Origin of the sequence: Ignisphaera sp. (genome assembly GCA_038735125.1) — an archaeon.
Lineage (GTDB): Archaea > Thermoproteota > Thermoprotei_A > Sulfolobales > Ignisphaeraceae > Ignisphaera.
In genome coordinates, this window is sequence record JAVYNU010000002.1 from 236,771 (window position 1) to 260,182 (window position 23,412).

General features: G+C 41.4%; 20 protein-coding genes. 10 read left to right on the top strand and 10 right to left on the bottom strand.

Going from position 1 to position 23,412, the window contains the following annotated elements; genetic code table 11:
- Positions 1 to 128 precede the first annotated feature (128 nt).
- On the top strand, positions 129 to 2,348 hold the full coding sequence (locus tag QW284_04455) for an ABC transporter substrate-binding protein (GenBank protein MEM0338919.1): 2,220 nt from the start codon (positions 129 to 131) through the stop codon (positions 2,346 to 2,348).
- Between the two features lie 230 nt (positions 2,349 to 2,578).
- On the opposite strand, the gene QW284_04460 is transcribed toward QW284_04455, so the two are convergent.
- Positions 2,579 to 2,971 carry a cyclophilin-like fold protein gene (locus QW284_04460; protein ID MEM0338920.1) on the bottom strand — a complete coding sequence of 131 codons (393 nt, stop codon included), beginning with the start codon at positions 2,969 to 2,971 and terminating at the stop codon, positions 2,579 to 2,581.
- 367 nt (positions 2,972 to 3,338) lie between these two features.
- On the opposite strand from QW284_04460, the gene QW284_04465 reads away from it, so the two are divergent.
- The 4 genes from QW284_04465 to QW284_04480 all read left to right on the top strand — a co-directional run bounded on the left by QW284_04465 (position 3,339) and on the right by QW284_04480 (position 8,670).
- Entirely contained in the window at positions 3,339 to 4,406 is a 1,068-nt protein-coding gene (locus QW284_04465) for a Gfo/Idh/MocA family oxidoreductase (GenBank protein MEM0338921.1), read from the top strand.
- Positions 4,407 to 4,508: 102 nt separating this feature from the next.
- Entirely contained in the window at positions 4,509 to 5,441 is a 933-nt protein-coding gene (locus QW284_04470) for a dihydrodipicolinate synthase family protein (GenBank protein MEM0338922.1), read from the top strand.
- Between the two features lie 12 nt (positions 5,442 to 5,453).
- Entirely contained in the window at positions 5,454 to 6,656 is a 1,203-nt protein-coding gene (locus QW284_04475) for a 4Fe-4S binding protein (protein MEM0338923.1), read from the top strand.
- Positions 6,657 to 6,762: 106 nt separating this feature from the next.
- Complete coding sequence (locus tag QW284_04480) at positions 6,763 to 8,670, top strand: hypothetical protein (protein ID MEM0338924.1); 1,908 nt, start codon at positions 6,763 to 6,765, stop codon at positions 8,668 to 8,670.
- A gap of 57 nt (positions 8,671 to 8,727) precedes the next feature.
- Here QW284_04480 and QW284_04485 read toward each other — a convergent pair whose 3' ends face one another.
- Positions 8,728 to 9,858 (bottom strand): alpha/beta hydrolase family protein, encoded by a 1,131-nt coding sequence (locus QW284_04485; protein MEM0338925.1) that lies wholly within the window; start codon positions 9,856 to 9,858, stop codon positions 8,728 to 8,730.
- Between the two features lie 568 nt (positions 9,859 to 10,426).
- Between QW284_04485 and QW284_04490 the strand changes: the two genes are divergently transcribed.
- On the top strand, positions 10,427 to 11,074 hold the full coding sequence (locus QW284_04490; protein ID MEM0338926.1) for a cobalamin-dependent protein: 648 nt from the start codon (positions 10,427 to 10,429) through the stop codon (positions 11,072 to 11,074).
- A 6-nt stretch (positions 11,075 to 11,080) separates the two neighbouring features.
- On the top strand, positions 11,081 to 12,370 hold the full coding sequence (locus QW284_04495; GenBank protein ID MEM0338927.1) for a uroporphyrinogen decarboxylase family protein: 1,290 nt from the start codon (positions 11,081 to 11,083) through the stop codon (positions 12,368 to 12,370).
- A 148-nt stretch (positions 12,371 to 12,518) separates the two neighbouring features.
- Here QW284_04495 and pheA read toward each other — a convergent pair whose 3' ends face one another.
- Genes pheA through QW284_04535 form a run of 8 tightly spaced genes read right to left on the bottom strand, consistent with a single transcriptional unit; the run spans position 12,519 to position 19,909 of the window.
- On the bottom strand, positions 12,519 to 13,568 hold the full coding sequence (gene pheA, locus QW284_04500; GenBank protein MEM0338928.1) for a prephenate dehydratase: 1,050 nt from the start codon (positions 13,566 to 13,568) through the stop codon (positions 12,519 to 12,521).
- 59 nt (positions 13,569 to 13,627) lie between these two features.
- Positions 13,628 to 14,380, bottom strand: a complete 753-nt coding sequence (gene trpC, locus QW284_04505) for an indole-3-glycerol phosphate synthase TrpC (protein MEM0338929.1) — start codon at positions 14,378 to 14,380, stop codon at positions 13,628 to 13,630.
- A gap of 3 nt (positions 14,381 to 14,383) precedes the next feature.
- Positions 14,384 to 14,968 (bottom strand): aminodeoxychorismate/anthranilate synthase component II, encoded by a 585-nt coding sequence (locus QW284_04510; GenBank protein MEM0338930.1) that lies wholly within the window; start codon positions 14,966 to 14,968, stop codon positions 14,384 to 14,386.
- 2 nt (positions 14,969 to 14,970) lie between these two features.
- Positions 14,971 to 16,239 (bottom strand): anthranilate synthase component I, encoded by a 1,269-nt coding sequence (locus tag QW284_04515; protein ID MEM0338931.1) that lies wholly within the window; start codon positions 16,237 to 16,239, stop codon positions 14,971 to 14,973.
- Positions 16,236 to 16,835: a hypothetical protein gene (locus QW284_04520; GenBank protein MEM0338932.1), complete on the bottom strand. Its 600-nt coding sequence runs from the start codon at positions 16,833 to 16,835 to the stop codon at positions 16,236 to 16,238. The genes QW284_04515 and QW284_04520 overlap by 4 nt, the downstream gene beginning before the upstream one ends.
- A complete protein-coding gene (trpD, locus tag QW284_04525) occupies positions 16,832 to 17,866 on the bottom strand; it encodes an anthranilate phosphoribosyltransferase (GenBank protein ID MEM0338933.1) in 1,035 nt (344 codons plus the stop codon). Before trpD ends, QW284_04520 begins: the two co-directional genes overlap by 4 nt.
- A complete protein-coding gene (gene trpA / locus QW284_04530; GenBank protein MEM0338934.1) occupies positions 17,856 to 18,587 on the bottom strand; it encodes a tryptophan synthase subunit alpha in 732 nt (243 codons plus the stop codon). The genes trpD and trpA overlap by 11 nt, the downstream gene beginning before the upstream one ends.
- Positions 18,588 to 18,613: 26 nt before the next feature.
- Positions 18,614 to 19,909 (bottom strand): TrpB-like pyridoxal phosphate-dependent enzyme, encoded by a 1,296-nt coding sequence (locus QW284_04535; protein ID MEM0338935.1) that lies wholly within the window; start codon positions 19,907 to 19,909, stop codon positions 18,614 to 18,616.
- A 909-nt stretch (positions 19,910 to 20,818) separates the two neighbouring features.
- Between QW284_04535 and QW284_04540 the strand changes: the two genes are divergently transcribed.
- From QW284_04540 to QW284_04550, 3 genes are all read left to right on the top strand, one after another.
- Positions 20,819 to 22,033, top strand: a complete 1,215-nt coding sequence (locus tag QW284_04540) for a hypothetical protein (protein ID MEM0338936.1) — start codon at positions 20,819 to 20,821, stop codon at positions 22,031 to 22,033.
- Between the two features lie 50 nt (positions 22,034 to 22,083).
- On the top strand, positions 22,084 to 22,545 hold the full coding sequence (locus QW284_04545) for a hypothetical protein (protein ID MEM0338937.1): 462 nt from the start codon (positions 22,084 to 22,086) through the stop codon (positions 22,543 to 22,545).
- A gap of 208 nt (positions 22,546 to 22,753) precedes the next feature.
- The gene (locus tag QW284_04550; protein ID MEM0338938.1) at positions 22,754 to 23,182 is read left to right on the top strand and encodes a hypothetical protein; all 429 of its coding nucleotides are present in this window, start codon (positions 22,754 to 22,756) and stop codon (positions 23,180 to 23,182) included.
- The last annotated feature ends 230 nt before the right edge of the window (positions 23,183 to 23,412 follow it).

Sequence of the window (23,412 nt, forward strand, 5' to 3'; positions counted from 1 at the left end):
CTCTATAAGTTTATACAACTTAAAAATTCGTAGCCACATTCTAAAAATTATAACCCGATATATCAAAAAGAATATTAAGGAGCGAGCTACACAAGTTATTATAGGTGGGGCATAACTGGTGAAGGTGAATGCCAATAAAACTAAATAGGATTTTATACATATCACCTCTATTAATGTTGCTGTTAATGCAGATAATATTAACGTCGTATTCTGCATTGTATACAACAAAGGCGTTGCAACTACCTAGGGCAGAGACTCTTTATGCAAGCTCTGGTACAGCTAGATATAACTGGAATGAATATGCAGGTAGTGTTCCTCACCTTTTCGGATATATGTATTTGTCGCTGTTCACATATAGCTATTATAAGGATGGGTTCTTACCTTTGCTGGCTGAGAAGTATGAGTGGGTTGACCCATTTACTGTCAGGATTTATATAAGGCCTGAGGCTAGGTGGAGTGATGGCACTCCCATAACTGTTGACGACTATATATACACATTCAGGCTTTCAGATTTTGCTAAGAGAGGGCCGGGCCAAGGCTGTTTAACAACACATTTTGAGTATGTTAAGAAGATTAGCGATAAGGTTATGGAGATAAGAATGAATAGAACTGCTTATATCAATGGCAATACCGATTACATGAGATTTCTAGGCTGTTGGGTAGATGTAAGAGTCTATCCTAAGCACATATTCGAACAAATAAATGCCACAGGAAAAATAAAGAGCTGGCTAAATGACGATCCAAAAACACAGGTCGTTTCAGGACCCTACAAACTATATTCCTACGACAAAGCTGCTGGCTACATAATCTATGTGAGAATAGACGATTGGTGGGGCAAAGACATATTTGGCCTTCCAGGACCAAAATACTTAGTATGGACTAACTATGGAGGTGATCAACAGAGAGCTCTAGCATTACAGCAAGGCGATCTTGACTGGGACAACGTAGCTTTGACTGACCCCTGGAATCTATGGCCATATAACGTCTACACATGGTCTACATCAGCACCATACTATGTTACTGATATAATGGATATAATACTGATGAATCTTCAAAACAAGATATTCCAGAATGTAGCTATTAGAAAGGCTATAGCATATGTAATACCCTATAGCCAAATAATTGAATATGCATTCGGCGGTGCAGCAAAACAGCCATCAGCATCTTTGATTCCAGATGTAGGAGATCTAACGAAATACATTAACAGAACGCTATGTAAACAGTATTGGGGCAATGAACAGTGTTTAATACCCTATGATCCAGGAAAGGCTAGGAGAATACTAGACGAAGCTGGGATTTTCGATAGAAATGGTGATGGTATTAGAGAGCTACCAGATGGAACCCCCGTACGCTTCACTATACTAGTACAAAGTGGTTGGACTGTAAGACAAATAATTTCAGATCTGATATCTAATGAACTTAGAAAGTTGGGCTTTGATATCACAGTGCAGATGGTTAGTTCATCAGTGATAGACAATTATGTAGAGCAAGGAACATTTGATATGGTGCTTCGATATGGCATGCCAAGCATTTCATGGCAATTTCCATGGGATTACTATAGGCTAAGATTAGACCCGAGACTCAAACCACCGTCAGGTAATCAGCCGAGATACAACAACAGCGAGATTATAAAGTGGATAGATCTTTTAGCATCACTTAACGAAACTGAAAGAATGATAGCGGCTAGCAAGATCCAGGAGATAATATATAGAGACATGCCGATAATAGCATATGCACAGAGGGCTACATGGGTTCAATACAACTTCAACTACTGGATTGGTTGGCCAACAGCTGACAACCCATGGTGGTGGCCAGCCTGGGTTGCTTCATCAACCTCTGATACATTTCCAGTACTCTTCGGAATAGTCAGTACAGCTAGTGGAAAACAGCCATCGCCACCAAAATGGGTTAAACCAATATCTGAAGGAGGTTTACTAATACCAGCAGACAAATTCTGGGAAGACGCTCTGAAGGTTATTCAACAACAAACATCCACAGTAACAACATCTCCAGCTACACAGCCTAGAACAACCACCACACCTCCAACAACATCCCCAACCACGACTGTGACTACCACTACACCAACTACAACATCTCCAGTGACTACAACAACATCCCCGGCCACAACCACCACACCAACAACAACACAAACAGCAACAGTTACAGCAACAATTGTGAAGAGCGTTACAATACCAACAACAGCAACAATAATGTCAACAGTACTATCAACAACGGTATCAACAACACCAACAACAATAACAGTAACAGAATGGACAACAACAACAGTAATAGCAATAGTGCTTCTAGTAGTTGGAATAGCAATCGGATGGACAATAAAAAGAAAATAAACATTTTTTAAACAAAAACCAAAATAAAACCATTTTTACACGACCCCCACCCACCCTAACTAAGTGTTTTTGTCTTATCTATGGTACTATCCAAATTCAACTATAAATTAAGGTGTTTTAGTCCAAGAATTATACATATTTTATGAATGTGGTCATTGATTACATGGTTTATCGTTTAGCAACATTAAATTTTATGGAAGAAAATATTTTTGGTTGGATTTATCTACTGTTTAAGATACTCTCTCAATTTTTATACGACTTCCATTTCTAACTTTTGAAAATTTTGTTGGATCCCCTAAAACCTTTCCAATTATGTTAACGGGGCTTGCAGGTCTTATCTCATCTTCTGATCTGCTTACCGGTGTTGGTCCCCAGAATATGCATAGTGCTTGTCCAGGTGGCCAATAGGCTATCGTTCCTTTTTCAACCACCTCTTTAGCATTTTCTTCCAGCATTGATATGTTTGTTGAGAAGTATATCTCGTCTCCCCATCTATATGCTGTGGACTCTATTGGAAGTGCCTCAACTACTTTTTTAAACGTATTTGGGCTATACGAATCAGTTAGCTCAGCATCTATACACCCCATCTCATTTGTGCAGATCTTAACCTTTACAATGTTCATAGTAATCACACTATTAGCAATATTATTATGTAAATCCTTTTTAAGTTTAAAATAAAGTTATGTAAAGGAGGAAAACAAGTCACAAGACTCTACATAATTTATAGAATATCTCAACGTAGTATTTACTTGCATCGGAGATACCACTTAGATTAATAAGTCCATAGACTAACTTAGGATTAGACTCTATTACAAAAGCCCTTTCGGCAAAGCACTTTTTATAGCCCTACTTGTAGCTGTTCTAGAGGCTAATCTTATCTACACTATCTAGATTCTGTTTTATCCGCTCACACCTATATAAAATTAAATTTACCTCAAAAACATCATGTTAATATAGAGCCCAAACTGATCAAAAGAAATGGGTTTCATTATGAGAAAATTTAATGTATGTGTTGTAGGTTTGGGAATGATAGGCGAAATCCATGTAAAAGCGTTGTCGGAATTGAGAAAGGAGGGATACGTAGACACAATAGGGGTTCTCACATCTAGTCCTGCTAAAGCAGATTACTACAAAAATACTTACGGATGCAAAACATATATGTCATTAAACGAAGTAGCAAAGGACAACATGATCGATGTTGTGGTAATCGCTACACCACATTATCTTCACCATGGCCAAGCAATGCTGTTAATGGAGTATGGAAAACATGTAATAGTTGAAAAACCTATAGCTATAAACATTACAGCTGCAAAGGAGATGATATCTAAGGCTAAGAAAAAAGGTGTTAGGCTTGGTGTGGTTTTTCAGCATAGGTATGCAGATGATGTGAAGCTTCTCAAGGAGTATATAGATGAGGGAGTAATGGGAGATATACACTATATTCAGGGAGAGGTTATGTGGTGGAGAGAGGAATCAGCATATTACTTAAAAGACGAGGTTGCCAGGAGCTGGAGGGGTATGTGGAGCACAGAAGGAGGAGGAGCAATGATAAACCAAGCAATACACATCGTAGACCTAATTCAATGGTTTAGCTGCAGCGTAGCTGAAGAGGTTTACGGATACATAGACAACCTAATGCACCCCTCAATAAATGTAGAAGATATGGGTATAGCGTTGATAAAATTCAGAGGAAAGACATATGCATCCATATCAGCTAGCTTATGCACAAGGCCACCATCTTACCAGTACACAAAAATAAAAATCTTTGGCTCAAAAGGATTAGCCGAGCTGCATAACGATGAACTCCGAATACTTAAATCCGATTCAGGTATAGACATAGATAAGATATCAACACCTGCATCAGAAACGCTGAGAGTTCAACATGAACTTCATGCAAGATTATTAAAGGATTTCTTAATAGCATTAAGAGAAGATAGAGATTTTCCCATAAATGGGGAAGAAGGATTGAAAAGCCTAGAAATAGTTAGGGCCTTATACATTTCATCCACTATAAAGCAGCCGGTGAAGCTACCTCTTCACCCTCAAATAATAGCTTAGCCAGCTACAATGTTAGGCAAATTCGCTAAGGTTAAAGGATTTTATTATAAATAAAGGTAAAAATTTTTATTTTCTAAACTCCACGCATATGTAGGTGTAATGATGCACAATAAAATTTCCAATCCATTTAAGCCCTACTGCTTGATTCCGGCAATAGTAACACCCATGAAAGCTGATTACAGTATAGATTTTGGCCAGATGGAAAACTATCTTAAATGGCTGCTAAAGTTCGATATAGGAGGTCTTGCTGTAGCTGTAGATACAGGTGAGGGACCTTCGCTGTATAAACACGAGAAACTCGAACTAATTAAATTTGTGAGCCAAGTTGTAAAAGGAAGAGTGCCGGTAGTAGCAGGGCTGCAAGCTATAAACACTATGGATGCTGTTGAAACAGCCAAACAGCTAAAGGAGGTAGGGGCAGAGGTTCTTCTGGTATTTCCTCATTCATCGTTCATAGGTTATCCAAACGAAGATGTTATATACTACTACCATAAAGCATTATCTGATAATGTTGAAATCCCTCTAATAGTGTTCAATCTTCAACCAGCTCTAGGAGGAGTTGAGTATACTATTAAAGCTATAGAGATGTTATCTTCCTTAAGAACTGTTGTGGCTATTAAAGAGGCATCCTTTGATGCAAAGAAATTTATTGACATAGTTAGGGCTATCAAAAGACTAGAAAATAGGATAATGATTCTTACAGGAAACGATAATTTCATATATGAATCTCTTGTTCTTGGGGCAGAAGGGGGGTTACTAGGCTTTGGAACTATAGCTGTTAAGGAACAGGTCGAGATGTTTAACCTGGTGGCTAAAAAGCGGTACCAAGAAGCTTTCGAAATTTGGGAGACAATATTACCCTTAGAGGAGGTAATATTTGCTCCACCTGTGAGAAACTATAGGGTAAGACTGAAAGAAGCTTTAGTTATGATGGGAGTACTAGAGACAGCTTATGTAAGACCACCCCTCCAACCTATAACAGGCGAAGAAAAAGAAAGGATTAGAGCAGTACTGAAGCAACTGAAATTAATATAGGGTTTTTAGTATATGGAGCTAAACCTTGTAGTTCAGCTCCATAAATATCTTTTACTACCAAACCCCCTTATAATAGCCTCAGGCCCCTCAGTTAAAAATGATGAAGATATTATACGGGGTTTGGAAGCAGGTGCAGGAGGTGTTGTCACTAAAACAATAACCTACGACACTAATATGCAGATACAGCCAAAGCCTAGGATGTATGTAATTGATAAGCATAGTGCATTAGCTAGAACAAAGTTCTATTCCTTCTATTCCGTGGACTTGATGTCTGAGCATCCTCCAGAACAGTGGGTTAAGTTCATAAGAAGGGCGAAAGATGAGATAAGGAGGAGGAAGCTTGAGGGAGTTCTTATAGCTAGCATAGCTGGGAGAACTTATGAAGAATGGGAAGAACTAGCGAAACTAATGACCGAAGCAGGTGCAGATGCGCTAGAGCTTAACCTATCCTGCCCTCATGTCGACCCCTCTCGCCCAGAGCTTATGGGTAGAGCAGCTGCCGCGAATCCTGAGGTTGTGTCAAACATAGTGAAAATAGTTAAGGAAAATACTAATCTTCCTGTTATAGGGAAGCTAACACCTCATGGCGCCAATCCTATCGAATTAGCAAAAACAATGGTTAAAGCAGGTGCAGATATTTTGGTGTCTACAGCTAGATTCCAAGGATTAGTAATAGATGTTGAAACTATGAAACCTATTCTATGGGGTGGTTTAGGGGGATATGGAGGACCATGGCAACTGCCAATAAGCTTGGCCTGGACATATTATATAATGAAGGAAGTGGGCGACATACCTGTTATAGGATCTGGAGGCATTTCCTCGGGTCTGGATATGGCCAGATTCATATTAACTGGTGCTAGAGCTACGCAAGTCTGTACAACGATTATTGTTCAAGGCTATGAGGCAATAAAAGTTTTGCTAGACGAGTTAAAGAACTGGATGAAGAAACATGGATTCGCAAGCATTGATGATTTTCGTGGAAAAGCATTAAACAATGTAATTCCTCTCGATAAATTAAATAGAGAGAAGATCTACAGGTATACAATTAACGAAAGCAAGTGCACTATTTGCAAGATATGTATTAGAGTATGTCCGTATAGAGCGATAATTGATAGAGGATTAAAACCTCCGGTAATAGATGAAGATAAATGCGATAACTGCGGGCTTTGTTTCTCTATCTGCCCATTCAATGCCATAGAATATAATCGCTATTAAACTTCTTATACTTTCAGGTTGAACCTAAAACGAATTTTTATATAATGATGCAAAAGACTTATTTATAAACAATTAACATAATTTATATGGAGGTGTCTCAAAAACTATGGAAGAAAAACAAAATAAAAAGCTCTTTGCAACATCGGTTTTGGTGGCTTTAATAATAGTCTTGGGATTTATACTACCAATAAGCATATCTAACCATATGGTTAAAGTAGGTTCAGAGACTGCAGGGGGTAAAACCAATATTATTGCTACTCCAGATTACTGTTTTAAGGGCGTTTACTGTATAAGAGATTTGCTTGCTGAAAGAGAAGGTTATGCACGCAATGCTACTGGGGGACTAAACGGATACATATACTTTGTTACATCACTCGAAGACGATCCCAACAACCCTCAGCCTGGTACACTTAGACATGCATTAACCCAGCCAGAGCCTCTATGGATATTCTTCTTAGTTAATGGTACAATAGTTCTTAAAGACAGGATATCAGTCACTTCTGACAAAACGATAGATGGTAGAGGGGCACAGATAACCATAACCACGCGTTTTGGAGGTTCTGCTCGTGGCCAAGCTTTGCGTATATATGATGCTAGAAATATTATTATTGTGAATATAAGGTTTGACTCTACTGATACGCAAAATATTGATGCTATTGAGATTAGAAGATCAACAAATATATGGATTCATCACTGTGACTTCACCAACTGGTCTGATGGAACAGTAGATTTAGCTGAAGCTTTATCGACAGGAACAAGCAATATAACTATATCTTGGTCAAGGTTCTGGAACCATGTCAAAGTCACATTAATAGGTAATACTGCTACAAGAACAACGGATAGAAACTTCAGGGTTACCCTACACCACAACTTCTACTTTATGACCGAGTACAGACATCCAAGGCTTAGATTCGGAATTGTTGATATGTATAACAACTATCTCTACTGGGTAGGCGAAGGCAGCAGTATTTCTCAAGGAGGTATAGTGTATGCTGAGGCAAACATATACGAATTGGTGCCTGGAAAAGATACTGAGATAGCTGATTGTACATGGCCAGGCGAGGCCCCTGGCTACTTCTTCAACATTAGCAACCGGATCATAAGACCTCCAGGAGCAAATGCTATAATAGATGGATGTTGGACCAACATCACCTATTCAAGACCTTACCCAGCAAGAGTTGAACCTGCTAATGAAGATCTTAAGCGTAAAATAATGATGTATGCAGGTACAGACTTCCCCCTATCACCGAGGCTAATGACATACCACCCAATGATTCTGTGGGGCGAATATGAATGGGATTTACCATTACCAGCATACATTTCAGGGCTTACAGCGTATTTCATAATCGATGTAACTCCATACAAATCCCCAGAGAATGAGATAATAGAAATAGAGTGGTACATGGGCGATGGAACTAAATATGTGGGAACCCCCCTAGACTTCTTAAACCTAACCACAAGAGATTTGGTGGTACGACACACATATTCAGCTCCAGGCATTTACAATATTATCGTACTAATGAAGACTGTAGGAGGGTCTATCCTATTAGTATCTAGCACAGCATACGTAAATATTTCAATGGTTCAAACCATCGCCCCAGTAGTTGTTTTGGTGACGCCTTCGCCGGCAACTGTTACATCGCCGACGACATACACATCAATGTATACAACAACTTCTGTGAGGACACTGACAACTGCTGTTCCAACAACTATTACCTCAACTATTGAGAAAACTTATACAACATCTTATGTCACTACACAGACAATCGCTATGCCAACAACAGTTACATCAGCTGTCACTACAACAATGGCCACAACAGCATCGGTAACAGTTCCAACAACTGTGCTAGTGTCTGTGGCAAGCCCAACTACAGTTGTCAGCGAGAAAACAATTACAACAACTGCTAGCCCAACAACAATAAGAGAGGTGGAGTGGACAACAACAGCAATTGTAGGAATAGTATTACTTGGCGTGGGCTTGGGGGTAGGGTCGCTGTTTTTAAGAAGGAGGTAGTGGTAATTTAATTAGATCTACAAATATTTTTATTTTGATTTTCAAAGTACACCTCTATTAGCTGTTGCCTAGGCATTTGCTTAGCCAGTTAAATGCGTCTTCCTGCATCTCTACATCAAATACATGTGGTTTATCGTAGAACATACCCTTGTAGTTTTCCTCAACACCTGCCGCCCGATACACCTCAGAGATTTTTTTATGTGCCTTTAGCTGTCCTTCGTAGGGGAATATAGGGTCTTGCTTACCGTACTGAACTAGAAGTGGCTGGGGTACATGCAATGCAGCAATATCTGGTATGTCGAAGAACTTAGCCATTCCCGGGATGTAGAGGGCCCATGTATGTTCAATACCTCTTTTAACTATTTCATCGATTGTGGATACAGCAGAAGCAACTACACCACACTTAACCCTATCATCGAGAGCAGATATAAACATGCTCCTCATACCACCGAGTGATACACCGCCAACACCAATTCTACTAGAATCAACCTCCGGCCTACTTACCAGATACTCTAATGCTACAAGATCTTCATAAGCTATTAAACCCGCTATGCTTAGCCCTGCTAATAAAAGAGCTTTAGAAGCGAAATTCTCTACCATATACGAAACCTCATTATACTTCTTCACCTCTTCATCGATATCTAAGCTTAACCTGCCAACAAAATCCACTACAGGTATTCTTCTACTCCCAAAAAGAAAAACATCGGTAACCAATACAGCAAAGCCTCTTTTAGCTAGTTCTGTAGCCCAGCTTCTACCACCATAGAGCCTTATCTTATAGTTCCTAAGAATTGGAGGCTCATCATCAACTTCAACTATTTTCTCCTTACCGAAGTACTTGAAACCCCCATGACAGTGAAGCGCTAATACCCCGGGAAACCTGCCACCACTACCCCTATTGGCTGGATACATAAAATACCCCTCTACCCTAGATCCATAGGGAAGCTCATAGGATATTCTCTCAACAACTAAGTTATTTTTCCTAAAAGTCGAGTCTATGGAAGGCTTCGAAAAACGCGTAGGGAATTTAGGCAAAAGAATTTCCCTTAGTTTCTCCCTAGCAGCATCCCTCCACTCATAGATATCTCTCCAACCACCACTAAAGTAAGAGAGGGTATACCAACCCAAAGAATACTGCAAAATATAGTTGTTCAATAGCCTCACAATATCCTCAGCATAAACTCTCATTCAAAACACCAAAAAGGAAAACGAAAAACTATAGCATATAAGTTTTCATCTTTCATTTCCCCATACTTAAGCATAACTTAATAATGATAAAAATTCTTTCTTACTTAGGTTTCATCCTCCATCTATGTTTATGAAATAGTTCGCCTTTTGGATTTACCAACCTCATCGTATTTTTCACAAGAATTATACTACATTTCTTAATCCTATACCATATTTGTTTAATGATAAACGCTATTAATAACTCTCTATAGATAATATAGATAAAATTGTTTTGCCAATAGCCATTTATAGATTCAGCATAACCTTTAATTTTAAGTTAATTTGTAATATGTGTATGCAAGGGGTTATTCATATAAATTTGGTGAAACTGTTTTTAGTTCTGTACTTAATGGATGTTGAATCCTTCTTAGTATTCGTAGCTAGATACCTTATAAAACCGCCTAGAACATTTATAACGTTGTATAACTCAGATTTTTCTTAAGATATATGCAACTAAATGTGGTTAGCCTAGCCATATGATTAGTAAACTTTTTATATTTCTACTTCTTACAACTTTTTTGTGGTCTCTATGTCTTTGTCGGAGGAGTTTGTTAGGGCTATTGTTGATTTGGATGAGGCTAGGGCTGTTGAGATTGCTAGGAGGAGGCTTGAGGTTGAGGATCCAGCGGTTGTTTTGAATGATTTGAGGAGGGCTGCTGAGATTATTGGTGAGAGGTATGAGAGGGGTGAGTATTTTGTTGCTGATCTTGTTATGGCTGGCGAGATTCTCAAAACAATTTCTGAGTTGGCTAGAGAAAAGCTTAGGGCTCTTGGGAAGGCTAGGGAGGTTGTTGGAAGGTTTGTTATTGGTACTGTTGAGGGTGATATACATGATATTGGGAAGAACATTGTTATCACAATGGCTGAGGCAGCAGGCTTCGAGGTTATTGATCTAGGTGTTGATGTACCGCCACAAAAATTCGTTGAAGCAATAAAACAGTACAACCCAGATATAGTGGGAATGTCAGGATTATTAACACTAGCAATAGACTCAATGAAGAGAACCGTAGACACAATAAAAGAAGCTGGCTTGAGAGACAAGGTAAAGATAATAATAGGAGGGGGCAGAGTAGACCAACACGCATGCCAATACATAGGAGCAGACGCATGGACAAACGACGCATCACAAGGAATAAAAATAATGCTAAAATGGATAGAAGAAAAGAAAAAGAGGTGAAGACAAATGACCACAACAAGAAAAGAACCCATAGACGAATGGATTGAAAGACACGAAAAAGAACCAGATATAGTTGCTAAAGAAAAGGCTGAAAGATTCTTAAGAATCGTAGATCTCAAAGTTCCTGACAGAATTCCTGTTGCAGGTGTTATGGGGGACTTCCTCTGCAAATATACAGGAATAACGTGGTATGAGTTATCATATAGCTTAACTGATAAGGTTAAGAATGCTGTTCTCAAGTTTGTACATGACTTTCCAAGTGATTGGGGCATAATATTCGTGCCTATGATGCTAGAAGGCTTTGCACTTGCACTTGCCTTTGCCGACTTTCCGGACTTCTCCAATACAATTAGGTTCTTAACAGGACCTGTTCACGATATTTTAAAGGATAAGTGGAGTAGATGGCCTGGTAGAGAGCTTAGAGAGGATATGCATCCACAGTTTCCAGGAGGAGAATATATGAAGCCTGAAGAGTACAAGAAACTGATTGAAAATCCTGTTGAGTTCATGCATACAACCATTTTACCAAGAGTATGCGAAGGCCTTGGAAAACCAGGGACGGCACAGTGGAACGGTACATGGATTAGGGTTGGAATGACTATGCAGAGAATAACAACATATCAAATGGATGTATTTACAGAAATTGCAAAAGCAGGCAACCCAGCTTTTCCATTGACAAACGCATATGCACCAGCAGATATAATAGGCGACTTCCTTAGACATCCAACCGGTGCAATGCTTGACATGAGAAGACATCCAGATGAATTCAAAGCAGCTTGCGAAGCACTTGTTGGACCCATTCTAAAAGTCGCCACAGCCATACCACCAATACAACCATTAACAACATTCTTCATACCTCTACATCTCAACGAAATGCTACCGCCAAAGCTATACAACGAATTCTACTGGCCATACCTAAAGAAGATTATCGAGACACTTGTTGGAAAGGGATACAAGGGATTCATATTCTTCGAAGGTGATCACTCACCACATGTAGACACATTACTAGAGCTTCCGAAGGGATGGGGTATAGCATGGTTTGAAAGACCAAAAGACTTCGTAAAAGTTTGGGAAAAATTGAAAGGACATACAACAGTTATGGGAGGAGTCCCAGTATCTCTAGTAGCTGGTGGAACCCCAGAGAAAATCGATGAGTATATAAGGAATTTGCTCAAAGAAATAAAGCCAGAAGGAGGCTTCATGCTGTCTCTAGGTATAAACGAATTGCCTGCTGGAACACCACCTCAGAATGTGAGAGCATATATCAATGCAGCTCTTAAATATGGCGTATATTAGATTTCGCAAAATAGAAATTCTTTTTCATCAATTAATATGTTATTCACATTCAACATACACGTTATAGCCAATCTCATGACATGTCTTATGATGTTATTCATTATTCGAAATAGAAATGAAAACAGTTTCTACATAACTTAAATATTTATTATATTTTCTTATATGATCCTAAAATCTTTATATATGTTGTTCTATTTCTTAGCTCATCTATTGCTTCTGCCACCTCTGGATTATCTAGTGAACCTTGGAGGTCTAGAAAGAACATGTACTCCCACGGCTTTCCTTTTATCGGTCTTGACTCGATTTTTGTCAGGTTTATGCCTCTATTTGCAAATGGCTCTAGAGCCTTGTATAATGCTCCTGGAATGTGTTTAACGGTGAAAATGATGGATGTTTTTGTTTCCGAGCCTTTTTCAAGGGGCTTGAAACCAACTACTACGAATCTTGTGTAGTTTTCTTTATTGTCTTCTATACCTCTAACAATTATCTCACCGCCATAGATTCTGGCTGCTAGCTCAGATCCTATGGCCGCTACACCATCTGTTTCGATAGCCTCTCTAACAGCCTCTGCCGTGCTGGCCCTCGTCTCTATCCTAACACCTTTGAGCCTCGAATATATGAAGTTTCTACACTGTGCCAATGCCATTGGGTGGCTTATAACAACCTTGATATCCTCTAGTCTCGTACCTGGCTTGGCTATTAGGTTGTGGATTATCCTCACCTCGGTTTCTCCACAGATTCTAACAGATGATGTGGCCAGCATATCTAGGGTCTCCCCCACACTACCCTCGGTAGAGTTCTCAAGAGGAACAACACCATAGTCTACCTCTCCATTCTCAACAGCTCTAAAAACATCTGAGATTGATGGGTATGGGACTAACTTGACACCGGCACCAGAGAAGATTTTTAGTGTTGCCTCCTCGGTGAAGCTGCCTCTAGGGCCGAGGAAAGCAACTGTCAAAGGCTTTATGAGTCGAAGTGTTAGATCGTCTATGTAGCTGAGCAGCAGCTTGGCAGATTCTTTGGGAAGCCCATTCCCCTGGCTAATGATCTCAGCAACCCTCTCTCTTCTCGACAAAAGAATCTGCTTGGCCTGGTCATATCCAAGACTCTGCAAAGCCTTTACACGTTCAACAATCTTCTCAAAAATTTTTTGGTCAACCTCGTCAAGAATACACTCAATGTCTTTGCATTCCAATATGACCAGCCACACACTAAAGGGCTTTAGCAACATTAAAAATGTTAATATTAATACAGCTAAAATGAAGATACTAGATCAAATATCTTTAGAGGGTTCTTCATAAGCTCTGTCCCAACTAGAAAAGCCTTCGCTCCTGCTCTCCTGAGGTACACAATATCGCTTCTGCCTCTAATACCACTCTCAGCAACTTTCGTGAACCTATTTGGTATTATCTCTAGAACTTTGTATGCATGATCCACGCTAACCTCTAGTGTTAACAGGTTTCTAGAGTTTACACCGATCATCGGATAGCCCATCTCCACAACATTTCTAGCCTCTTCAACTGTGTGAACCTCTACAAAGGCTTCTAGACCATATCCCCTAGCCTCTTCATATAGTTTGTCAAGCTCTCTATCACCTAGTATAGACGCTATTAGAAGAACAGCGTCTGCCCCAACATTATAAGCCGTCTCTATTTGGCTATGCGAAACAATAATATCTTTGATGAGTATAGGTATGCTGGTTGCAGAAGCCGCTCTAACAAGATTGCTGTAAGAACCTCCAAAGTATAGCTCCTCGGTTAGAACACTCAAACCAACTGCATGCAGTTCAACAGTTCTTATATAGTCCATCAGATCCCTCTCCACATGCAAACCGGATGGGGACCTGGTCTTGTACTCAGCTATAATAGCTGTTTTACCAGCGTTGTAAAACTCCTCGATTCTCGATCTAAGGCTGTGAACAGCTCTAAACCTGCTCATCTTCATTGGCTGTCTAGACATATTGTATCTAATTACCTTCTCCAACCACTCTGGAAGAGCCCTACTCATCAGCTACACCAAATCCAGAAAGTTTCTGAGTATAACCTTTCCATACTCCGTCCCAATGCTTTCTGGATGGAACTGCACCCCATAGACTGGATACTCTATGTGGTGAATAGCCATGATCTCGCCGTCGTCTAGAGATATGGCGTCTAGAACAAGGTTGTTTGGTAGAGAGCCGACCACAAGGCTGTTGTATCTCGTGGCCTTGAAAACCTCTGGGACACCCCTAAACAGGTTTGTCCTATTCACAATCTTTATTGTTGATATCTTTCCATGCATTATCCTTCTAGCCTTCCTAATCTTCGCGCCAAATGCATAGCCTATCACCTGGTGCCCCAGACAAACGCCTAGAATTGGAATACTCCTATAGAATCTTCTAACAACTTCAGTGGAAATCCCAACATCCTCAGCCTTCTCCGGCGACCCAGGGCCAGGAGAAATGATTATTCTATCGGGATTGATTCTCTCAACAGCTGAAATCGAAATCTCATCGTTTCTCACAACAATCGGCATTGCACCAAGCTCTCCAACTATCTGAGCAATGTTATAGACAAAGCTGTCATAGTTGTCTATTATGAGAACAACGTCCACCATGCTCACCAACCACCTATGCCGAGAACCTTCTTTAAAGCAGCCAGCTTGTGCTCTGTTTCCTCCAGCTCCATATACGGGTTGGAGTCGTAGACAATGCCTGCACCAGCCTGCAACCTGATAAGGTCTCTAAACACAAACGCCGTTCTTATCGCTATCGCCATTGTGGCCTCTCCAGATGTTGTGAAGAACCCTACTGAGCCTGCATATGGCCCCCTCTTATACTCCTCAAGCTCTTCAATCAGTTTCATGGCAAATGGCTTTGGAGCTCCGCTCACAGTCCCCGCAGGCAGAACAGCTTTCAGCACATCAACTGCTGTAAACCTCTTTCTTAGGGTTCCCACAACACGAGATACTATGTGCTGCACATGGCTATACTTCTCTATGTACATGAGGTTCTCTACCCTCACAGTCCCCGGCTCACAAACCTTTCCAATATCGTTTCTAGCCAGGTCGACGAGCATTAGATGCTCAGCCCTATCCTTTTCAGACTCCATAAGCTCTTTCTCAAGAGCCTTGTCCTCCTCCTCTGTTCTGCCCCTAGGCCTAGTACCCGCAATAGGATATGTTTCGACAACCCCTCTCCTAAGAGAGAATAGAAGCTCTGGACTAGCGCCAATCAGTGCTCTGTCACCAAATTTTATGAAGTATGTGTATGGCGATGGATTAATCGCTCTCAAATTCAAATAGTACTGTGTGAGATCGCCGCTGTAGACATATCTCTGGAACCTCGATATAACTACTTGAAACGCATAGCCGTCTCTAACATATTTTAGAGTCTCTTCAACAGCTCTAACAAATTTGTCTCCATCTAGCATAGAGTCATACAAACTGACCTTGTGTACAGCGTTTGTGTCTCCTCTTCTGCTTCTACAGATCTTCAGTAGACTCGGATCTCCATCTACATATACAACGCCTTTGCCATGGTCATACACAGCCATGTTAATCGGCTCAAACATTTGGATTAGCGGCCACTCCTCTGGATATGGCTTTATATCTGGTATCCTCTCCCATAGCCTCACAGCATCGTAGCTTACATAGCCTATCAACCCTATGTCCAGTGGGTAGAGATAATCCCTCTTCCTAGCATTTTTCAGAGCTTGCACAACCTCATCAAGAGCATTGCTGCCACTACTACTCACAGTGTTTCTAGAGCCCCATGCAACAATGCTGTAAAGACTCTTTGTCAGATCCTCGTACACGGCAAACACATCCTCTTCCTCGTAGAGACACTTAACAACATCCTCTATTCCAGCAACATCGCCTAGCTTCATGACCTCCACTTGTAGACCACCTCCCTCAATCTTCTAACCTTGTCCAAATCCTTCTTACCGGGTCTAACCTCCACACCACTCGATACATCTATCCAGCCAGGCTCCAAAGCTAGGTAGAGATGAACATTCTCAAGAGTTATGCCACCCGCCACACCGGCCCCTGGATGATAGTCGAGAAGGGTCTTCAGCACCTTCGGATCGCTTGGCTGTCCCTTGGCAGGAGAGTCAAACAGTACTAGGTCGAAGTATTTCTGAACCTTTTTGAGATAGTCTATGTAGTCGAGGGATGCGGGAACATATAGTATAAACCTTTTTGAATTGAAGCTTGCAAGCTCCTCAAGCTCGTCGATACTCAAAACTCTGTGCACCTGCACGTAATCGGCAAAGCTGTTGGCGAGTTCCGCAGGAGATCCGCGGACCTTTACACTAACAACTGGTGTAGAGACATGTTTCCTAATCTCTGCAACGATGTCTTCCGGCACGTACCTAGGGCTTATCGGATCTGTTACCATCCCTATGAAGTCAACGCCAATTCTATCAATTTCAATAGCGTCGTCGATGTTTGCAACACCGCATATTTTGAGCTTTACCCTCATTGTATCATCCTCATCAGCTCCTCGAATTTCCGTACATCCCCATTGTATTTTACGAGACTTTCAATCCTATTTACTAGCATCGGCAAAAGCTGATCTGCATACTCAAAACCGTCTCTAGGATCTCTAACAACATGTGCTACATATAGAGCGAATGCCGTGTTCAGCTTTATGAAAATCTCAGCATATTTGTCAAGACCTTTCGAAGCCCTCAATATCCTTACAGCAGATTCTGTGGGATCTGACACAATTAGCCTCTCCACCGATATTCTGCTAACACCGAAGTCCTCTGGCTCAACAGTGTAGTACTCCACCTTGTCTCCTCTAACCTCGTATACATGTGTCTTCCCAGCCGGGCTAACCTCATCCATCCCAGGCTCTCCATGTACCACCACAACATGTTCGTAGCCCAGCCTTCGAACAGCTTTAGCAACAGTCCTTGCAAAGCTGTTTGAGAACACACCTATAACCTGTCTCTTAGTGCCACCGGGGTTGGTCAAGGGGCCAAGAACATTGAATATCGTTCTAATCCCCAGCGCCTTTCTAATTGGCGCAACATTTTTCATTGCCGGATGATACCTAGGGGCGAATAGGAATACAAACCCCGTTTTTCTTAGAAGCTCTGCAGCCTGTTGAGGCTCTACATCGATTCTATAGCCAAGAGCCTCTAGAACATCTGCTGCACCACTTCTACCGCTAACAGCTCTATTCCCGTGCTTGGCAACTGGATGAACAATTGATGTTAGAATGGCTGTGGCTGTGCTAACATTTAGTGTGCCGATCCCATCCCCACCTGTGCCAACAACATCTATTGCATGGCTAGCCTCTATCCTCAGAGCCTTTTCCCTCATAGCCTTGGCGAACCCCACGATCTCCTCAGGCGACTCTCCCTTCATTCGCAAAGCGACTAGAATAGCCGATACGATGACGTCTGGTATTGCACCGTTTATTATGCCTGTTGCCAGCTCTCTAGCCTCTTCCTCAGACAGGCTATAGCCTTCCACAACCCTTCTAAGAGCTGTGTTATAGCTCATTGAGGACACCTCTAAGCTTGGTCAACAACTTGAATGCCTCCTCAATACCACCCCTCTCAATAGCCTCTATAATCGCCGTCCCAACAGCAATACCGTCTGCCCCAGCGTTCACAGCATTAGCTATGTCGTCTATAGATAGCCCAAAGCCGACAACGAGAGTGTTGTCAACAAGTTTTCTAACCCTTCTGACCACGACAACAGGGTCAACGGGAATCGGAATACCTGTAGCCGGTCTTATGCCGAGGTATAGAAACGGCTCTGAATGCTTCGAAACCTCCTCTATGAGTCTATCGGGCATTGAAGACGATACAAATAGTGTGGGCTTCACACCACAGGCTCTAAGAGTCTCTAGAACCTCTTTGTAGGAGTCTAGATAGTCTATTAGCAGATCTGGCAGAAGAAGATACTCTATACCGATACTGCTCAACTCTTCAGCAAATCTGTTTAGCACAGTTGCATAGTCGTCTAGATAGGTCAATGCTATAATGGGTGCACTAGCATTTTTAGCTACAGCCCTAAGAGCTTCTCTAGTGTCTATGCCAAGTTTCTTGACATGTTCATAGCTTCTCCTAATAGCAGGCCCATCATATTTTGCAAAGCTTGGGGGTATGCCAATCTCTAGATAGTCTACGCCAAATTTCCCAGCCTTTGAAACAAACTCTAGGAACCTCTCTTTTGATGGATAGCCAAGTGTGGTATAAGCTACGAGTATCCTCTTCATAGACAGACCACCAGTCCTCTTCCTCGCTACAGCCTTCCATACCTCATCATCATAGACCTGTAGTTGTCTATGTCGAGCAGTCCATGGCCACTCATATTGAATAGTATCACAGTCTTCTCATTCCTTTTCTTAGCCTCTAGAGCAATGTCTATAACAGCCTTTACAGCATGTGCAGACTCTGGTGCTGGCACAATCCCCTGTGTTCTAGCAAATATTGCTGCAGCCCTGTATATCTCTGGCTCTCTATACTCAACCCACTCGACAACACCCTCCTTAACCAGCAGACTAAGCGATGGTGCGAGACCGTGGTATCTCAGGCCACCAGAGTATATAGGTGGTGGGACAAAGTCTTTCCCAAGTGTTATCATCTTCAGCATTGGCAGAATGCCGGCAGCGTCTGGGTAGTCATATCTGTACACACCCTTGCTAAACTTTGGAACCTCCGCCGAGCCTACAGCAACAAATCTTTTCCCCTTCCCCCTAAGACCTATGAACGGATAGGCAAGGCCAGCAAAATTGCTTCCACCACCAACACAACCAACTATAACATCTGGCTCCTCACCAATGATCTCCATCTGCTTCATAGCCTCTAGCCCTATGACACTTTGATGCAGTAGGACAACATCCATCACACTTCCCATGACATATTTATAGCCGTGGTCAAGGGCATACTCTATAGCCTCGCTAATGGCTATGCCAAGCGAACCAGGGTTGCTGGGATCCTTCTTAAGCAACTCAGACCCAAATCTAGTTAAATTAGATGGGCTTGGAATCACCTCAGCGCCGTAGAACTCCATAAGACCCCTTCTACCGGGCTTATGCTCATAGCTAACCCTCACCATAAACACAAATGACTTTAGCCCATAGAGAGACGCTGAAAGAGCTACAGCAGACCCCCACTGACCAGCGCCAGTCTCTGTAGTAACCCCCTCTACACCATCGCTATAAGCATAGTAAACCTGTGCAATAGCAGTATTTATCTTGTGAGAGCCTGTTGGAAGAGCCCCCTCATACTTGAAGTAGATCCTCGCCGGGGTATCCAAATACTTTTCTAGACCAATAGCCCTGAAGATCGGTGTTGGCCTACCAACTATAGTGTACTTCTCTAGAAGCTCATCAGGAATGCTAATGAATCTGTCGACAGTGAACTGCTGTCTGAGAACCTCTCTCGGCAGTATCTTCTGCAACAGTTCTATTCTTGAGAACCCGTCTTTTGGATCCATCGGAGGCGGCAACGGCTTTGGCAAATCAGGGATTATGTTATACCAATACTTTGGTAGAATCTCATCTCTATATTTTATAAGATCTAGGTTATTTACCATTGGCTCATGTTCAACCCCTCAAGATAGCTATCCTTAGTGATAAGTCCTATATAAGTTTTGCTTATCCATCAAACATGTAGATGGCTCCCATTAATGCGTTGCGACTACACAAAGACTCTTAATTTTTCCTGTGGACACTGCGTGGGGGTACCCATATCGACTTCTCTCAGACTATCCAACTTCAAAAGGTCTAGAAGGTGAGTAGACCCCGGCCACCAGGAACACACAGAATCTCAAGGAAAGCAGCTGTCAAAGGATTATGGATGGTGGTGGCTGAGACAGCTCTAGAAGACCCTAAGTACTGTTTTGGCTCTTTTGCAGCTAGGTCGTTAACCTAATATGTTGCCTGACATCCTTATCAACACATTGAATGTCGAAGCATAGGCTAGGCCTATGGCTAATAGAAGTAATATGCATTATCAACATGTACTCTAAAGGAGTTTTCTTAGATTCTTCAAGGCCTTAGTAAATTCCAAAAGATTTAATTTAATTAAACATATGATGCGTACAAGCAGTAAGGGTGGGGAAGCTAAGGCGCGAATAGCTAAGCTGGCTAAAAACTTAAAAAAAGGTTGGTGCACCGATCAAAGTAAAAAGAATAATGCTTTGGCTATCCGTGGTATGCTGTTGATATATATCCTCCACTTCCACCTGTTTTAACGTAGCCTAGGTATGCACAAATTGCAAACACCTGCCGATGACTCGCCAATGTAAATACATAATTATAGCTAGTGCTATGTACAAAGATTCGATGCAGCTAACATATCTATTCTAGCGCCATATTATCTCGCAGTAATACTCTTTATATGTTTATGTTTTGTGTTGTTCAATTGTTTTTCGTGTTTGTTTCAACTCTTTTTTGAGCGATATATATATCGAGGATACTCCTACCACTCTTTGGTGTTTCAAATGAGTAGAAATCTGTTGTTCAAATCAATAGCAATAGTGGTTGCAGTAGCCATAACAATCTATAGCCTAGCTCCAGTGTCAGCTGTCTTCAGAGTTGTTAGAGCTGACGATGGGTCTGACGAATTCAAGCTTATAATGTTATCGATTTTGGCTATGGCTTTGAGCAACATGCCTCTAGACCAGGTTGAGAGGTATGAGCTTTTCCACACACTATACATCTATAGAAACGGCTCTATGGCTCTCGTCAACCAGCCCTATCTAGACAGCAACTTGGTGCTGAATCTAACTAAGATCGCTATTGACATAAGAAACGAGATTAGATCTGGGCAGCTAAACGTCTCTACAGTCTCTAACAGTACAGGCATATACATATATGTCAACAACAGTCTGTTCATGGGACTCGAATACATGTCTAACGATAGCAGCTGGAGTCTGTGGCTAGGCCCAGTATACAACAAGAGCATTGACAGCAACACAGTCATGTACTGGAGAGAGGTGAAGGCAAACTATAGCGACAGTATAGCCAACTACATCCTGATAGGGCTAACCAGAAATGTTAGCACCACCCACAGAATATATGTTACTACAATCGGCGAACTAACACCAGATGGAAGCGGATATAGCTATGTCTTCACACTAGCAAACTACTGGTTCAAAAACAAAACAACATTCTTCGGAGACTGGATAGTGCTACCAGAAGGAGCTAATACACTATCACAATACTACAACCTAATTGCAAACGGAGTCAAATGGCTATCAGCAAACCTCTACAACGGCACAAGCCCAGGCTATGCTAAAACAGGTGGAAAGGGAGGATACGTACCGACAGCATATCCGCAAATAGCCAACGCATTAAATGGGTTGGCAAACAATATACCAAAAGAAATAGACAAGCCAGTAGAAAAAGGATATGCACTAGTGATAGACTTTCCATGGCTTTTGGCTATTGGAGCAATAATTACAGCAGCAGGAATTGCTGCTACAATAATTGGTTATGCAACTGGTAATAGAGATCTTGCATGCTATGGAGCCTTTGCAGTAGGTATTGGATTACTTGTTCTTGGGGCGGGAATAAACGCAGCAATAAGAGTAGGGGTGATAGCAATCAGCGCGACGACAAGAGATTATATATCAATTGGTATTGGGATAGGTGGAATACTTAGTGGTCGGGTTATGGGTTCTAACTGTCGTTGGCCGCCTCCTGCTGGAGGGTAGCAAACAAAACTTAAAAATTTTATTTTTAATTGACTTTTTTGGTGTTGTTTATGGCTCGGCAACCTCTTAAAAATAAAGAGATTAAGTTGCTTGGTGTTGTGTTGATCGCCGCTGCATTGTTTATAGCAATTGTCTTATTTTCAAGGGTGTTTATCTATTCGCTTATCGATTCTTTGGGTTCTTGGCCAACGTTTTTGATAATGCTGTTCCTGGCCATGTCGCTGATGTGTATATATGCATTGTTGGTAGCAGTTTCAGCATTTTGTCAACCTTTCACACTCGAAATAAGTAATTTTGTGGAGTATCTCATTCTTGCATTAGCAGTTGTGGCTGTGAATGGCGTTACATTTAGCTTAGAGGAGCTCACAGACGTCAAAGACCTTGCTGAAGACATTGTCAAATCATTTACTGTTATGGCCCCCTTCCTCGCCTTTCTTATACTGATGAACACGATCTTCGTGTTTATATTCAAAAAGTTGTCGGTGTGCCAAAACCGCAAAAACATCCCATAGCCACACCTATCACATTTCTTGTTAGCAAACCAGCGAAAAATAAATATCTTGGTTTTTGCGTCGTGGCACAATACAATATAGACAATATATACAGTGAATCATGGTAGAACAAGTGGTTTGTATGTAAAAGCAATGTCCTTTGGCTAGGGGACAGAGATAAGAACTTAATAATTTTTTATTAATATTCAATATTTAGGTGATGTATTGTATGGTGCAGCAGGTTTCGGGGAAAGAGCTGTCTTTGAAGATTGTGCTCCTACTTTTGTTTATTGATGGTGCAATAGTTGTGGCTGTTGGGTTTTCCCTTCCCTGGTTTTCATTGCTTTTGATAAAGGCTTTTGGGTATTGGGTGGCGTTTGCAGTGCTTTTATTAATGTCCCTAGCAATGGCATATACATTTATATTATTTTGTGGGCTTGGAGTGATGAGGATCAGCTTCAAACTATATACACTAGTTGTGCCTATTACAGGCGTACTATCGCCTGAATTTGCATGGTATGCGAAACTAGTTTTAGAGAGACTACTCAATACAGATATCAGTTTTGCTATCATTGTCTTCCTGGTCTACGTATTTGCACTTCTTCTGGCCATCATTGCCATCCTCACATTGTTGGCTAGAAAGTATTGTGTTAGCTAATGTTATGTATTTGGCCTATCTGTGTTTTGGGATGTTTAGGCAGTTGTTTGGTGTTTTGTAACCGTTTATCTGGGTTTTGACGGCCTTTTGTTTGGGTGGTTGTGTCTGCTGTTGTTGTTAGGGATCTTGTTAAGGTCTATGGTAGGGGGTCTGTAGGTGTTGATGGCCTTTCTTTTACTGTTGGCGATGGTGAGATATATGCTTTGGTTGGGCCTAATGGGAGTGGTAAG

Bases quoted from the DNA above. Each gene is read 5' to 3' on its own strand.
- QW284_04455 (MEM0338919.1), top strand. From the start codon at position 129: ATGCCAATAAAACTAAATAGGATTTTATACATATCACCTCTATTAATG.
- QW284_04470 (MEM0338922.1), top strand. From the start codon at position 4,509: ATGCACAATAAAATTTCCAATCCATTTAAGCCCTACTGCTTGATTCCG.
- QW284_04485 (MEM0338925.1), bottom strand. From the start codon at position 9,858: ATGAGAGTTTATGCTGAGGATATTGTGAGGCTATTGAACAACTATATT.
- QW284_04495 (MEM0338927.1), top strand. From the start codon at position 11,081: ATGACCACAACAAGAAAAGAACCCATAGACGAATGGATTGAAAGACAC.
- trpA (MEM0338934.1), bottom strand. From the start codon at position 18,587: ATGAAGAGGATACTCGTAGCTTATACCACACTTGGCTATCCATCAAAA.
- trpD (MEM0338933.1), bottom strand. From the start codon at position 17,866: ATGAGCTATAACACAGCTCTTAGAAGGGTTGTGGAAGGCTATAGCCTG.
- QW284_04480 (MEM0338924.1), top strand. From the start codon at position 6,763: ATGGAAGAAAAACAAAATAAAAAGCTCTTTGCAACATCGGTTTTGGTG.
- QW284_04520 (MEM0338932.1), bottom strand. From the start codon at position 16,835: ATGAGGGTAAAGCTCAAAATATGCGGTGTTGCAAACATCGACGACGCT.
- QW284_04465 (MEM0338921.1), top strand. From the start codon at position 3,339: ATGAGAAAATTTAATGTATGTGTTGTAGGTTTGGGAATGATAGGCGAA.
- QW284_04545 (MEM0338937.1), top strand. From the start codon at position 22,084: ATGGCTCGGCAACCTCTTAAAAATAAAGAGATTAAGTTGCTTGGTGTT.
- QW284_04535 (MEM0338935.1), bottom strand. From the start codon at position 19,909: ATGGTAAATAACCTAGATCTTATAAAATATAGAGATGAGATTCTACCA.
- QW284_04460 (MEM0338920.1), bottom strand. From the start codon at position 2,971: ATGAACATTGTAAAGGTTAAGATCTGCACAAATGAGATGGGGTGTATA.
- QW284_04490 (MEM0338926.1), top strand. From the start codon at position 10,427: ATGTCTTTGTCGGAGGAGTTTGTTAGGGCTATTGTTGATTTGGATGAG.
- QW284_04515 (MEM0338931.1), bottom strand. From the start codon at position 16,239: ATGAAGCTAGGCGATGTTGCTGGAATAGAGGATGTTGTTAAGTGTCTC.
- QW284_04550 (MEM0338938.1), top strand. From the start codon at position 22,754: ATGGTGCAGCAGGTTTCGGGGAAAGAGCTGTCTTTGAAGATTGTGCTC.
- trpC (MEM0338929.1), bottom strand. From the start codon at position 14,380: ATGAGTAGGGCTCTTCCAGAGTGGTTGGAGAAGGTAATTAGATACAAT.
- QW284_04510 (MEM0338930.1), bottom strand. From the start codon at position 14,968: ATGGTGGACGTTGTTCTCATAATAGACAACTATGACAGCTTTGTCTAT.
- QW284_04475 (MEM0338923.1), top strand. From the start codon at position 5,454: ATGGAGCTAAACCTTGTAGTTCAGCTCCATAAATATCTTTTACTACCA.
- QW284_04540 (MEM0338936.1), top strand. From the start codon at position 20,819: ATGAGTAGAAATCTGTTGTTCAAATCAATAGCAATAGTGGTTGCAGTA.